At 65.8% G+C, this 12792-nt stretch carries 12 protein-coding genes; 2 read left to right on the top strand and 10 right to left on the bottom strand.

Features of this window, described 5'->3' with window-relative positions:
* The first annotated feature begins 2 nt into the window (after positions 1-2).
* Entirely contained in the window at positions 3-2000 is a 1998-nt protein-coding gene (locus FHY55_RS05345) for a TonB-dependent hemoglobin/transferrin/lactoferrin family receptor (RefSeq protein ID WP_140013203.1), read from the top strand.
* A gap of 82 nt (positions 2001-2082) precedes the next feature.
* Here the strand turns inward: FHY55_RS05345 and FHY55_RS05340 are convergent, their stop codons facing one another.
* From FHY55_RS05340 to FHY55_RS05325, 4 genes are read right to left on the bottom strand one after another with little or no spacing between them, the layout of a single operon-like run.
* The gene (locus FHY55_RS05340) at positions 2083-2397 is read right to left on the bottom strand and encodes an antibiotic biosynthesis monooxygenase (RefSeq protein WP_140013202.1); all 315 of its coding nucleotides are present in this window, start codon (positions 2395-2397) and stop codon (positions 2083-2085) included.
* 32 nt (positions 2398-2429) lie between these two features.
* Positions 2430-3215, bottom strand: a complete 786-nt coding sequence (locus FHY55_RS05335; protein ID WP_140013201.1) for a heme ABC transporter ATP-binding protein — start codon at positions 3213-3215, stop codon at positions 2430-2432.
* Positions 3216-3219: 4 nt separating this feature from the next.
* Positions 3220-4317, bottom strand: coding sequence for an iron ABC transporter permease (locus FHY55_RS05330; protein ID WP_168222934.1), 1098 nt, complete (start codon positions 4315-4317; stop codon positions 3220-3222).
* A gap of 46 nt (positions 4318-4363) precedes the next feature.
* Positions 4364-5275, bottom strand: a complete 912-nt coding sequence (locus FHY55_RS05325) for a hemin ABC transporter substrate-binding protein (protein WP_140013200.1) — start codon at positions 5273-5275, stop codon at positions 4364-4366.
* 351 nt (positions 5276-5626) lie between these two features.
* Here FHY55_RS05325 and FHY55_RS05320 point away from each other — a divergent pair, with 351 nt between their 5' ends.
* Positions 5627-6358, top strand: coding sequence for a SapC family protein (locus FHY55_RS05320; RefSeq protein WP_140013199.1), 732 nt, complete (start codon positions 5627-5629; stop codon positions 6356-6358).
* Between the two features lie 6 nt (positions 6359-6364).
* On the opposite strand, the gene FHY55_RS05315 is transcribed toward FHY55_RS05320, so the two are convergent.
* From FHY55_RS05315 to FHY55_RS05290, 6 genes are read right to left on the bottom strand one after another with little or no spacing between them, the layout of a single operon-like run.
* Positions 6365-7186, bottom strand: coding sequence for a TolB family protein (locus tag FHY55_RS05315; RefSeq protein ID WP_140013198.1), 822 nt, complete (start codon positions 7184-7186; stop codon positions 6365-6367).
* The gene (locus FHY55_RS05310; RefSeq protein WP_140013197.1) at positions 7186-8772 is read right to left on the bottom strand and encodes a glycoside hydrolase family 43 protein; all 1587 of its coding nucleotides are present in this window, start codon (positions 8770-8772) and stop codon (positions 7186-7188) included. The genes FHY55_RS05315 and FHY55_RS05310 overlap by 1 nt, the downstream gene beginning before the upstream one ends.
* Positions 8769-9821, bottom strand: a complete 1053-nt coding sequence (gene mgrA / locus FHY55_RS05305) for an L-glyceraldehyde 3-phosphate reductase (protein ID WP_140013196.1) — start codon at positions 9819-9821, stop codon at positions 8769-8771. Before mgrA ends, FHY55_RS05310 begins: the two co-directional genes overlap by 4 nt.
* Positions 9818-10939 carry a Gfo/Idh/MocA family protein gene (locus tag FHY55_RS05300; protein ID WP_140013195.1) on the bottom strand — a complete coding sequence of 374 codons (1122 nt, stop codon included), beginning with the start codon at positions 10937-10939 and terminating at the stop codon, positions 9818-9820. Before FHY55_RS05300 ends, mgrA begins: the two co-directional genes overlap by 4 nt.
* 3 nt (positions 10940-10942) lie before the next feature.
* A complete protein-coding gene (locus FHY55_RS05295) occupies positions 10943-11692 on the bottom strand; it encodes a sugar phosphate isomerase/epimerase (RefSeq protein ID WP_140013194.1) in 750 nt (249 codons plus the stop codon).
* Between the two features lie 22 nt (positions 11693-11714).
* Entirely contained in the window at positions 11715-12791 is a 1077-nt protein-coding gene (locus tag FHY55_RS05290; RefSeq protein WP_140013193.1) for an ABC transporter ATP-binding protein, read from the bottom strand.
* Position 12792 lies beyond the last annotated feature (1 nt).

Genomic DNA, 12792 nt, shown 5'->3' with positions numbered 1-12792 from the left:
AGATGCGCCAGATTTCACTTTATTCGACTACGGCCTTCATTGCCCTCACGGGCGCGGCGACGGCGCAGGAGCTGGCTTTTACGCTGGACCCGATCTACGTGAATTCCGCCGCCCGCAGCGAGCGGCTGGTGCTGGATACGCCGGTTGCCGTCTCGACCCTGAGCGGCGAGGCGCTGGCCAACCGGCAGGCGGGCGACTTTCAGGAATTGATCGGGGACATGCCCGGCGTCACCATCGGCGGCGGCCCGCGTGCGATTGCGCTGGAGCCAAACATTCGCGGCTTCACCGATGACCAGATCGTGCTGCGCTTCGATGGCGGGCGCTTCAACTTCAACCAAGGTCATCGGGGGCGGTTTTTCCTTGATCCGGCGCTGGTGAAACGGGTGGAAGTGGTGCGCGGCGGGGGCTCCACGCTCTATGGCTCGGGCGCGCTCGGCGGGGTGATCTCGGTGGAGACGGTGGATGCCGACGACCTGCTGGAAGAGGGGCGCACCATGGGCGCGCGGGTTGGTATGGGATATTCCACCAACGGCGGGCAATGGCGGGCCAATACGGCGGTTTATGCCGATTGGGGGGCGTGGGATGCGCTGCTGTTTCTGGGCACGCGCGACACCTCGGGCAACTATGCGGCGGGCGGGGGCGAGGAAATTCCGTTTTCGGCGCTCGATCAGCAGAATGGCATGATCAAGCTGGGCTTCGAGCCCTCGGCGGACAGCCGGATCGAGTTTAGTTTTTCGGACTATCACGACAGCGCCCTCACCCTTGCCTCGGCCAATGGCGCCCCCTCAGGCTCGAACCCGGAGGTGGACCGAGATGCCAGCGAGCAGAGCTTTCGGCTGAGTTGGGAGTTTGACCCCGAAGGCAACGATGCGGTGGACCTTTCGGTGCTGTTCTACGGCGACCGGTTGAAGATTACCGAAGATCGCGTGAGCGCCCCGCGCCATGATGAGACGACCTATGACAGCCTCGGGCTGGAGGTGACAAACCGCGCGCGGCTCACGCTTGGGGTGCCGGTAGAGATTGTGTACGGGTTGGAGCTGTTTCGCGAGAGCCAGGAGGGCACGCGGGACGGCGCGGCGCGCTCCACCTTCCCGCCCGCCAGCGCGATGACCACCGGCGTTTTTGCCGAGGCGACCTTTGAGCTTTCGCCGCAGTTCGATGTGATCGCCGGGCTGCGCTATGACGTTTATGAGCGCGAACCGGGGGATGCGACGCTGGAGGATGTGCGCGAGGAGTTCTTCTCGCCGCGGATTGGCGTGAGCTATCGCCCGACCGAGAATTGGCAGGTTTTTGCAAACCTCTCCCGCGCCTACCGCGCCCCCTCTCTGAGCGAGCTTTACAACGACGGGCTGCACTTTCCGGGCAATCCCTTCGGCTTTCCGCCCGACAACTTCTTTGTGCCCAACCCCGATCTGAAGCCCGAGGAATCGACCCAGTTCGAGATTGGCACCCGGTTTGAACAGGGCGGGCTGCGGCGGGCGGATGACAAGCTGAGCTTCTCGGTCAGCCTCTATAATGCGGAGGTAAAGAACTACATCGAGCAGACGGTGGATATCTTTGCCGGGACGACCACCTCAAGCAACGTCGACGGGCGGCTTTGGGGGCTGGAGGCAGAGGCGCGGTATGACACGGCGGCATGGTTTGTTGGCGGGGGCCTGTCGATTGCACGGGGCGAGGGCGCGGATGGCGACCCGCTGGCCTCGATCCCGCAGGACCGGGTGACGCTGGAGGCGGGCTATCGGCCTGCCGACGACTGGCTGTTTGGCGCCAAGGCAACGCTGGCCGCAGAACAAAACCGCGTGCCCGCGGGCGGCGCGGTGGGCGAGAGCTGGGAGACGCTGGACATTTACGCCGCATGGACGCCCGACAGCGCGGGAATGGCGGGCAGCAGCCTGCGGATCGGCATAGATAACCTGTTTGACCGGCATTACACGATTTACCCCAATGAGCTGCCGCAGGCGGGCCGCTCGCTGGAAGTTTCGGCGACCTTCACCTTCTGATCGCCGCCCCGCGAGCACAGAAAGCAAAACCGCCGCGTGCCAGAGGGCGCGCGGCGGTTTTCTTTGGCGTGGGGCCTGCGGCTCAGGCGATGTGCTGGATCGGCGCAAATCCTTCGAAGTTGGGGTGCCCCTCGTAGAGCTTGCCCTGCCCGCCCGCCTTGGCGTGAGAGGCGCGAAACTGATCGGACCGGGTCCAGGCGCGGAAGGCATCTTCACTGTCCCAGACGGTGTGGGAGGCATAGAGAATGGTGCCATCCTCGCGCTCAGGGCCCTTGAGCATGTGGAACTCCTTGAAGCCCTCCATCTCCTTGAGGTGCGTTTCGCGCCCCAGCCAGAGCGCCTCGAAGGCCTCGGCGTTCTCGGCCTTCACGGTAAAGCGGTTCATCGCAAGATACATGGGGTGTCTCCTTTGGTGTGTTGTCAGATGGGTCAGCCCGCGGGGCGGGCGGTGTGGGGCAGAAGGAAAGTGGCGGGTGCGGCCGGGGTGGCGTTGACGCGCAGGGCGCAGCCGTAGGCATCACAGAGGCGGGCATCTGTCAGCACCTCGGCGGGCGGGCCTTGTGCCAGTTTGCGGCCCTGAGACATGAGCATAACCTGATCGGCATACATGGCCGTCAGGTTGAGATCATGCATCACCGCGATAACGCCGCCGCCACGGGCCGCGTAGCCCGCCATCAGCTGCATCACCTCAAGCTGGTGGCCGATGTCGAGGCTGCTGACGGGCTCATCAAGCAACAGCCAGCGCGGCCCGTCCGGCCCGACCGGCTCCCAGACTTGGGTGAGGACGCGGGCGAATTGGACACGCTGCTGCTCGCCGCCGGAGAGCTCATTGTAAAAGCGCCCGGCAAAGCCTGCGAGCCCGACCTGCGCCAGCGCCTCCTCCACCCGGCCGGGTGGCGGCTGGGTGGCGCTGGCGGACATGCCAAGGCGAATGATTTCGTGCACGGTGAAGGGAAAGGCGATGTGACTGCTCTGGGGCAGGACCGCCCGACGTGCGGCAAGCTGCCAGCCCGGAATGCAGGTTATATCGCGCCCGTCGAGGGCGATTTGCCCGGTGCTGGGCACCTCCTGCGTGAGGGCCTTCAGGAGGGTGGTTTTGCCGGAGCCGTTTGGCCCGACGATCACCGTGACCTCGCCCGGCTGCGCGGTAAGAGACACGCCGCGCAGGATTGGCTTGCGGGCGAGGGACACGGCGATATCGGTTGCTCGGAACATCGCGTTACATATCCAGCAGGCTGCGGTTGCGCAGCAGGATCCACAGAAAGAACGGGCCGCCGAGGGTGGCGGTGACAATGCCGATGGGCAGCTCGGCGGGGGCGATGACGACGCGCGAGATCATATCTGCGCCGATCAGCAGACACGCCCCGAGCAGGGCCGAGGCGGGCAGCAGGTAGCGGTGATCGGGGCCGATGGCGAGGCGCAGCAGGTGCGGCACGACGATGCCGATGAAGCCGATGCCGCCCGACACGGCCACCGCAGCGCCGGTGGCGGCGGCGACCGAGAGGATGGCGATGTTTTTCATCCGCTGGACGGGGATGCCGAGATGAGCCGCCGGGGCCTCGCCCAGTGCCAGCGCGTTGAGCGCACGGGCCAGAAACGGCGTGGCGGCCAGCGCGAGCGCGATCAGCGGTGCGGCGAGGGCCACCTTGCTCCATGTCGCCCCGGCCAGCGAGCCGAGGCCCCAGAAGGTGAGATCGCGCAGTTGCGCGTCATCCGCCATGTAGACGAGAACGCCCGAGACCGCCCCGGCCAGCGCCCCGAGGGCGATGCCCGCAAGCAGCATGACCGCCACCGATGTGCGGCCCCGGCTGGTGGCGATGCGATAGAGCAGCAACGTGCTGACCCAGCCGCCCAGAAAGGCCGCGACCGGCACGAGGTAGTAGCCGAGGGCCGCTTGCAGGGCCGCGGGCAGCAGGCCCCCCAGAACGATGGCGGTGATCGCCCCCAGCCCGGCCCCTGCCCCGACGCCGACAAGCCCCGGATCGGCCAGAGGGTTGCGGAAGAGCCCCTGCATCACCGCGCCCGACACCGCCAGCGAGGCCCCGACGAGGATGCCCAGCGCGAGACGAGGCAGGCGGATATCGAACAGGATGAGCGCCTCGCGCGTGCCGATCTCTTCGCCCGTTGCCAACTGGCCCAGAGCCGCAAGCAGGCTGGTGCCAGACGCGCCGGTGCCGAGGCTTGCGAGGGAGACAAGCGCCAGCAGGGCAGCAAGGGCCAGCATGGCCAGCGCGGCGCGGCGTTGCCTGTCGCCTGCGGGAGGGGCCAGTCGGCGGTGGCGGGCCGGGGTGGCCGGGGCGTTCATCACATCGGCCATGGGGACTGCCTTGTGGCGCTTGGGGGGAGGTGCATGGGCGCGGAGGTCATGGGCGGGTGGCGGCGATGGCTTCACTCAGCGCCCGGACCGCTTGCGGTGTGCGCGGCCCGAAGCCGAGCAGGAGCAAGCCCGGCTGCCGGAGCACCGCGCCGGATTTTGCGGCAGGGGTTTGACCGAGGATGGGGTGAGCGAGGATGTCATCCACCGCGCCGCCGTGATCGCCGCCCCGCTCCATCATCAGGATCACCTCGGGCGCGGCCTCCAGCACGGCCTCATCGGCGACCTGCTTGTAGCCCTCGAAGCCGGTGAGCGCGTTTTGCGCACCGGCAAGGGTGATGATGCCCTCTGCCGATGTGCCACGCCCCGCCGCCATCAGCCGCCCGCCCTGCATGGAGAGGAGGAAGAGCACGCGCACCGGCGCATCGCGCTGCGCGGCCCGGGTCGCCTCGACCAGGTCTGCCTCGACCTGTTGCGCCAGTGCCTCGCCCTTGGCGGGCACGCCGAGTGCGCCAGCGACGACCTCGATCTTGCGCCGGATCGCTGCGCCATCGTAGCCGTCGGGCACCAGAACGAGGGGGATTTGCGCCTCGGCCAGCACATCGAGCGCCTCCTGCGGGCCGCTGTTCTGTTCAGCGAGGATCAGATCGGGCGCGAGGGATAGCACCCCTTCGGCGGAGAGCGCGCGCACGTAGCCCACATTGGGCAGGGCCTGCGCTTCGGGCGGGAAGGTTGAGGTGCTGTCGCGGGCGACCAGCCTGCCCTGCTCGCCCAGCGCATAGACGATTTCGGTAACAGCGCCGCCGAGGGAGGCCACCCGCGCGGGGCCATCCTGCGCGGCGCCGGGCTTGGCCGCTGCGAGAGCGAGGAGCAGCGCGAGGGCGAGCCGCCGCAAGGCGGCAAGCGGGCCGGAGAGCGGGCGCGGGAGCAGGCGGAAATTTCCAGAGGGTTTTATCAGCATGGCGACCTTCCTGCATGGCTTTGGCCTGCATGGTTTTGGATTGGGTCGCTGGCGCCGCTGTACGCGCGGCAGTGCTGGCATGGGCCTGTGGCCCTGCTGCGATGTTTACTGCGCTTGCGCCGCCACCTCAAGGCCCGCCGCCACAGCCTTGTGCGGCCTGCTCTGAACCGTCCGACTGCCGAAGGAACTGGCATCCGCCGAGTAAGCCGGTTTGACCCGAGACCCAGTGGAAGCACCTGCCGCGAGGCGGTGTTTTCTTTTGTGCAGGGCGCTTTACGGCCCCAATCCCTTTGAAAGCCCCGCAGCCAGCCGTTACACCGGGGCAAGCATTTTACAGGTGAGGAACGGGCGATGGCCAAGCAGCTACTTTTTTATGATACCCCCGCAGCGGTGAACGCCGCGCGCCACGGCAAGATGAGCGTTGATCTGAAGGGCGATTACGGCTTTGCCCGCGAGGTCAACTCGGTGCCGATCGCCGCCGCCGAGTTTGCCCTTTGCGCCGCCGAATACCCGATTGTCTTTGCTGGAGAGGCCTCTGCGCCGGTGCCCTCCGTTATCCTCGGGCTCGACGGCTCCAAGAATGCCTTTGTCGGGGCGGACGGAAAGTGGCTTGGCACCTACCTGCCTGCCTATATCCGCCGCTACCCTTTTGTGCTTTCGCATCAGGATGATGCTGGCACGCAGACGCTGCATGTGGACGAAGGCTGCGCCGGACTGAACAGCAAGGGCAAGGGCGAGGCGCTCTTTGACGGCGACAAGCCCTCGGAATACTTGCAGAACGTGCTGAAGTTTCAGCAGGATTACCACACCCAGCATCAGCGCACGCAGGCCTATGCCAAGCGGCTGGCCGAGCTGGAGCTGCTCAAGCCGATGCAGGCCAATTACACCACGCCCGAAGGCGAAAAGCGCACCTTGCAGGGGTTTTTCACCGTCGACCGGGAGAAGCTGAAGGCGTTGGACGAGGCGGCGGTGATGGAAATGTTCCGCACCGACGAGCTGGAGTGCACCTATCTGCACCTTCAGTCTGCCCGCAACTTTGCGACCCTGGCCGAGCGCGTGGGCAAGGCCGCGGCCAAGGCCTGATACGGGTCAGGGCCGGGCGTAGCGCACGTAGGCGAAACGGCGGGCATCGGGGGCCCATGACGGCACGTTGAGGCTGCCCTGCCCGCCGTAAAAGGCGCAGAGCCGTTTCGGCGCGCCTCCCCCGTCGGCGGGCATGAGCCGCAGCTCGACATCGCGGCCAAAGGGGTGGCCCTCGGTGCCCGCTGGATAGGCGAGGTAGAGCACATGCTTGCCGTCTGGCGAGGGGTGGGGAAACCAATCGACGCTTGCGCCGCCTGTCATTTCCTCCGGGTCGGTGCCATCGGCCCGCATGCGCCAGAGGTTCATTTGCCCGCCCCGGTCGGAGTTGAACCAGATGTGCTTGCCATCGGGCGTGTAGTCGGGCCCGTCATAATGACCGCCGCCTGCGATCAGCACGGTTTCATCACCGCCTGCAGCGGGGATGATGGCGATGCCGAAAGTGCCCTCTCGGCGGCAGGTGTAGGCCATCGTATCGCCATCGGGGGACCAGCCGTGCCACCAGCTTGGGGTGAGCGTGGTGATGCGCGCGGGCGGGCCGCCGGAGGACGGCAACCGGTAGATACAGGAGGCCTCGGTGCTGCTGCTGTCAGAAATCGCCAGCCAGTGGCCATCGGGCGAGAGGCCGTGGTCGTTGTTGCAACGGGTGTGCCCGCGGGTGTCGATCTCCACCAGATCCGGCGCGTCGAGGGGCACGCGGTAGAGCCTGCCCTCGGCGTTGACGATCAACGCATCATCGGCCCAGTTGGGGGCTTCGATGTGGCGGTCGGTTTCAAGCAGGGTTTCGCTCTTGCCTGTTTCGAGGTCGAAAATCTCCAGCGCGGCGAACATCAGGTGGGGTCGTAGGAGAAGCGGGTGAAATCCGCCGTGCGGCCATGCCCGGTGATGTCGAAACAGACCATGCCGACGAAGGCCCCGGTGAAGGAGCCATGTTCGCCCCGCCCGCCCTCGTCGGAGATCACGCTGGCATCCAGCTCTGGCCCGAAGGGCTGCCAGTTGCCGCCGCCCTGCCGGTAGAGGAATTGTTGCTTGGCGTGATCCACCTCCACCGCAAGCTCCACCGGGCCATCGGCCAGAGGCACGGGCGCGGCGGGGAACTGCATGCGCCCATCGGGCCAGTCGCCGGGGCAGGACATGAGCATGAGGCAGCGGCCATGCTCCTCGGTGAAGGAGACGGCGGCGAAGTGGAATTTGTAGCGGTTGTAGTAGGTCGTGAGGCCTGCGGCCTGCTGGTAGGTGGTTGGGTCGAAGGCTTCCAGCGTGGTGGAGGCGCGATACTTCAGGTGCTCCTGACGCCGGGCGACGAGGCTTTGCTCGAACCAGCTGCCGATGCTCTCGCGCCCGATCAGGCGCAGGGCCTCGCCTGTAAGGGTAAAGATCCGCTCGGGCTCTGGCGTGCGCAACCATTGGAACTCGGGCGGCAGGGCGTTGGTGAACTTGCGCTCAATCGCCTGCGGCTGGCGCTGCTCCACGTCAGACGGCGCGGGCACCTCCAGATGCGCGAGCGTGCCGCCGCCTTCGACATAGAGCCAATCGTCGCGCCACTCGCATTTCTCGATGCCGGTCTCGCGGCCGAGCGGCGAGAACCGGCCGGGCAGCGGGCGTGAGCAGAGGAAGGTGTGGTAGGTCTCGCCCTGCGGGGTTTCCACGATTTGCCCATGTCCGGTGCGTTGCAGCGGCGCATCGGGGGCGTCCTTTGCCGTCAGCAGGTGCGTGTCGGGATGCAGCTCGTAGGGGCCGAACACCTCGCGGCTGCGGGCCATTGTGACGGCGTGGTTATAGCCAGTGCCGCCCTCGGCCACGGTGAGGTAATACCAGCCGTTGCGCTTGGAGAGGTGCGGCCCTTCGGTGAGGCCGAGCGGGGAGCCCTTGGAGATGACCTTGATCTCGCCTTTCAGCCCCTCCTCGGGGTGCCATTCCTGACAGAGGATGCCATCGAAAGCGCTGGTTCTTGGCTTGCCGCCGATGCTCGCGCTGACGTGGTTCCACTGGAGCACCAGCCAGTATTTGCGCCCGTCGTCATCGTGAAAGAGCGAAGGGTCGAAGCCGTGGCTACTGACATAGGTCGGGTCACTCCACGGCCCCTCGATGGAGGGCGCGGTGACGATGTAGTTGTGGGCGTCCTTGAAGTTGCCGTCGTAGCGTTTGACGTCGGTGTAGACGAGCCAGAACAGGCCGTCGGCGTAGCTGAGGCAGGGGGCCCAGATGCCGCAGGAATCTGGATCACCCCGCATGTCGAGCTGGCTGGCGCGGGAGAGCGGGCGGCAGGCGAGATCCCAGTTCACCAGATCCTTGGAGCGGTGAATTTGGACGCCGGGATACCACTCGAAGGTGGAAGTGGCGATGAAGTACTCATCCCCCACCCGGCAGATCGACGGGTCGGGGTTGAAGCCGGGGAGGATGGGGTTGCGGATCATCGCTGCGCGGCTCCCTTGGTTTGCTCGGCGGATTGTGCCCAGAGGTTGATGGCCTCTTCGTCGGCGTATTCGTCGATCTCTGCCAGTTCGGCCTCGGTGAATTCGAGGTTGCCCACCGCTCCGACGCAATCGACCACTTGGCTCGGCTTGCTCGCGCCGATCAGCGCGGTGGTGATGCCGCCGCCGCGCAGCACCCATGCAATCGCCATCTGCGCCAGGGTTTGCCCGCGCCGTTCGGCGATGTCGTTTAGCTTGCGGATGTTTTCTATCGCACGGTCGGAGAGCATCTCGCTGCGCAGCGATTTGCCCTGCGTGGCGCGGCTGCCCTCGGGCACGCCGCCGAGATACTTGGCCGTCAGCATCCCCTGCGCCAGCGGGGTGAAGGCGATGGAGCCGATGCCCAGCTCGGCGAGCGTGTCTTTCAGCCCGTCGCGCTCGACCCAGCGGTTGATCATGTTGTAACTCGGCTGGTGGATCAGGCAGGGGGTGCCGAGATCTTTCAGGATCGCCACAGCCTCCCGCGTCCGCTCGGAATTATAAGAGGAAATCCCCGCATAAAGCGCCCGCCCCGAGCGCACGATATGGTCGAGCGCACCCATCGTCTCTTCCAGCGGCGTGTCGGGATCGAAGCGGTGGGAGTAGAAGATATCGACGTAATCCAGCCCCAGCCGCTTCAGCGACTGGTCGCAGCTCGCCACCAGATACTTGCGGCTGCCCCACTCGCCATAGGGGCCGGGCCACATGCCGTAGCCTGCCTTGGACGATATGATCAGCTCGTCGCGGTAGGGGGCAAAATCTGTCCGCAGGATCTCGCCAAACGCCGCCTCCGCCGCGCCCGGCCTCGGGCCGTAATTGTTGGCGAGGTCGAAATGGGTGATGCCGTGATCAAACGCTGTTTGGCAGATTTGTCGCTTTGTCTCATGCGGCGCATCATCGCCGAAGTTGTGCCAGAGGCCGAGCGAGATGGCGGGCAGTTTGAGGCCTGATTTGCCGCAGCGGCGATAGGCCATCCGCTCGTAGCGGTCTTCGGCGGCGGCATAGACGCTCATGCCAGCAGGCCCTGTGCGGCATCGGGGCCAAGGGCTTCGGGGCGGGTGCAGGTGGTGGAAATATCAAGCGCCCTGCCCTCTTCGCCTGCCTCGAGGATGGAGGTCATCACATCGACGACATGGGTGGCAAAGTCATCCGAGCAGCGGTGCGGGCGGCCTGCGAGGATGGCCTGCGCCATATCGGCCAGCCCGGCGGTGCGGTAGTTGGCCCGCGTGCCCTCGTTGGACTTGCCGAAGGGGTGCTGCCACTCGCCAGAGATGTTTGTGAAAGCGCCTTTTTCTGTCACCCGCACCTCACCGCCGAAGAAGTTGGGATCGGGCACATGCAGGGTGCCCTCGGTGCCGTAAAGCTCCATGTTGGAATGGCCGTGTTGCCACACGTCCCAGCTTGCAATGAACGTCACCTGCGCGCCGCTCTCGAATTGCAGGATCGCGTGGATCGTTGTTGGCGTTTCCACCTTGATCTTCTCACCGTGGCGCGGCTGCGAGGTGATGGTGCGGTATTCATTGGCGCTGGAGCTCATCGCCACAACGCGCTTCACCGGGCCGAGCAGTTGCACGAGGTTGGACACGTAGTAGGGGCCGATATCGAGCACCGGGCCGGCGCCGGGCTGGAAGAAGAAATCGGGGTTGGGGTGCCAGCTTTCCATGCCCGGAGACTGCACGAAGCAGGTGCCGGAGGTGATGCGGCCCACGGCCTCGCTATCGACCAGATGGCGCGCAAGCTGGTGGGCGCCGCCGAGGAAGGTATCGGGCGCGGAGCCGACACGCAGGCCCTTTTCGCCCGCGATCTTCTTCAGCGCTTCGCCCTCTTCCAGCGTCAGCACGAAGGGCTTTTCGGAATACACATGCTTGCCAGCCTCAAGCACGCGTTTGGACACGTCGAAATGCGCGTTGGGGACGGTGAGGTTGACGATGATGTCGACATCATCGGCGGCCAACAGCCCTTCGATGCTTTCGGCGCGCAGGCCGAACTCTTCTGCGCGTGCCTTGGCGGCCTCTTCGCTCAGGTCGGCGCAGGCGCGCATTTCGATGCCGTTGAACAGGGGGGCGAGGCGCATGTAGGCGGCGGAGATGTTGCCGCAGCCGATGACGCCGATTCCGAGTGTGTCAGCCATGGCTCAGAATCCCTTTACGGCTTCGATGGAGCGGGTGGCGAAGCGCTTGGCGTCATTCGGCTTGTCGTGCTCCATCACGAACAGGTCCACGCCTGCGCCCTTGAGCGCGGCCATGATGGCGGGCCAATCCATTGTGCCGTGGCCTACATCGGCCCAGCCGTCCTCGTCCTCGTTTTGGCCGGAGGGGGCGATGTCTTTCACATGGGCGGTGGTGATCCGGTCGGCCTGCGCCTCGATCCAGAGCAGCGGGTCGGCCCCGCCGCGCACGACCCAGGCGACATCCATCTCCCACTCGATCTCGGGGGCCATGTCGAGGATCACCTGCATGGGCACGGTGCCCTCCTGAAGGCCCTGAAACTCCCAGTGGTGGTTGTGCCAGCCAAAGCGCAGGCCCGCATCGCGCACCCGCTTGCCTGCCTCGTTGAGGCGGTTGGCGAGATCCTTCCACTCGGCCATTCCGGCACCGTTGCGATATTCATCGGTGGGCGCGGGGCAGAAGACGCGCTCCATCCCCAGCACCTTGGCGGCGGCGATGGATTTGTCAAAATCCTCCTCGAAGCTGCCCAGCGGGAAGAAGTGGCCGGAGGGCATGGTGAGCCCGTTTTCGTCGAGCAGGGCCTTGAAGGCGTGGGGGTCTGCGTAGACCCCGCCGAAGCCCTCGACCTGTGTGTAGCCAAGCGAGGCGAGCAGCTTGAGCGTGTCTTCCATCGGGCCAGCGTCACGCGAGGAATAGAGTTGATACGAGATATCCATGGTCAGTCCTGTGAGTTCCGGCTTAGAGCCGGGCTTCGGTTGTCTTGTCAAAGAGGTGGCAGCGCTCGGGGGAGAGGCCCAGCGGCAACGGGTCGCCCGGGGCGATCTCGACCTGCCCGTCGAGCCGCACCCAGACATGCCGCCCGCCCACGTCACAGCGCACCAGCGTGTCGGAGCCGAGCGGCTCGACCAGCTCTACCGTGCTGTCAAAGCGGAAGGGCTTGCTCTCTGCGATTTCGCGGTAGGCCACGTGCTCGGGGCGGATGCCCAGCATCGCCGCCCCGTCGCGCGGGCCGTCTTGCCAGGTGTAGCCCTCAAGCGGGATTTCCAGCTCGGCGGAGTGGAAAACCCCGCCGCGCAGCTCGCCGTTGAGGAAGTTCATGGTTGGGGAGCCGATGAACTGCGCCACGTAGAGGTTGGCGGGGCGGTTGTAGATTTCGTTCGGGGTGTCGAGTTGCAGGACCATCCCCGATTTCATGATGGCGATCCGGTCGGCAAGGGTCATCGCCTCGATCTGGTCGTGGGTGACGTAGATCATGGTGTTGCCCAGCGTCTGGTGCAGCTGCTTGATCTCGACCCGCAGATCGGCACGCAGCTTGGCGTCGAGGTTGGACAGCGGCTCGTCGAAGAGGAACACATCGACATCGCGCACCAGCGCACGGCCAATCGCCACCCGCTGGCGCTGCCCGCCGGAGAGGGCGGAGGGCTTGCGATCCAGCAGCGGCTCGATCTGGAGCACCTGCGCTGCGCGGTTTACCCGCTCGGTGATCTCGGCCTTGCTCACCCCGGCGTTCTTGAGGCCAAAGCTCAGATTGCCGCGCACTGTCATCTGCGGGTAGAGCGCGTAGCTTTGGAACACCATGCCGATGCCGCGCTTGGAGGGCTCTTCCCAGGTGACGTTTTTCCCGCCGATCCAGATTTGCCCATCGGTCACATCAAGCAGCCCGGCGATGCAGTTGAGCAGGGTAGACTTGCCGCAGCCGGAAGAGCCGAGGAGCACGAGAAATTCGCCGTTGACCACTTCAAGGTTGAGGTCTTGCAGCACCTTCACGGCGCCGAACGACAGGTCGAGGTGTTTGATTTCGATTGAGTGTTCCATG

The sequence above is a fragment of the Oceanicola sp. D3 genome, assembly GCF_006351965.1.
In the GTDB taxonomy this organism is placed as follows: Bacteria; Pseudomonadota; Alphaproteobacteria; order Rhodobacterales; family Rhodobacteraceae; genus Vannielia.
This window is presented reverse-complemented; position numbering and strand designations above follow the sequence as displayed.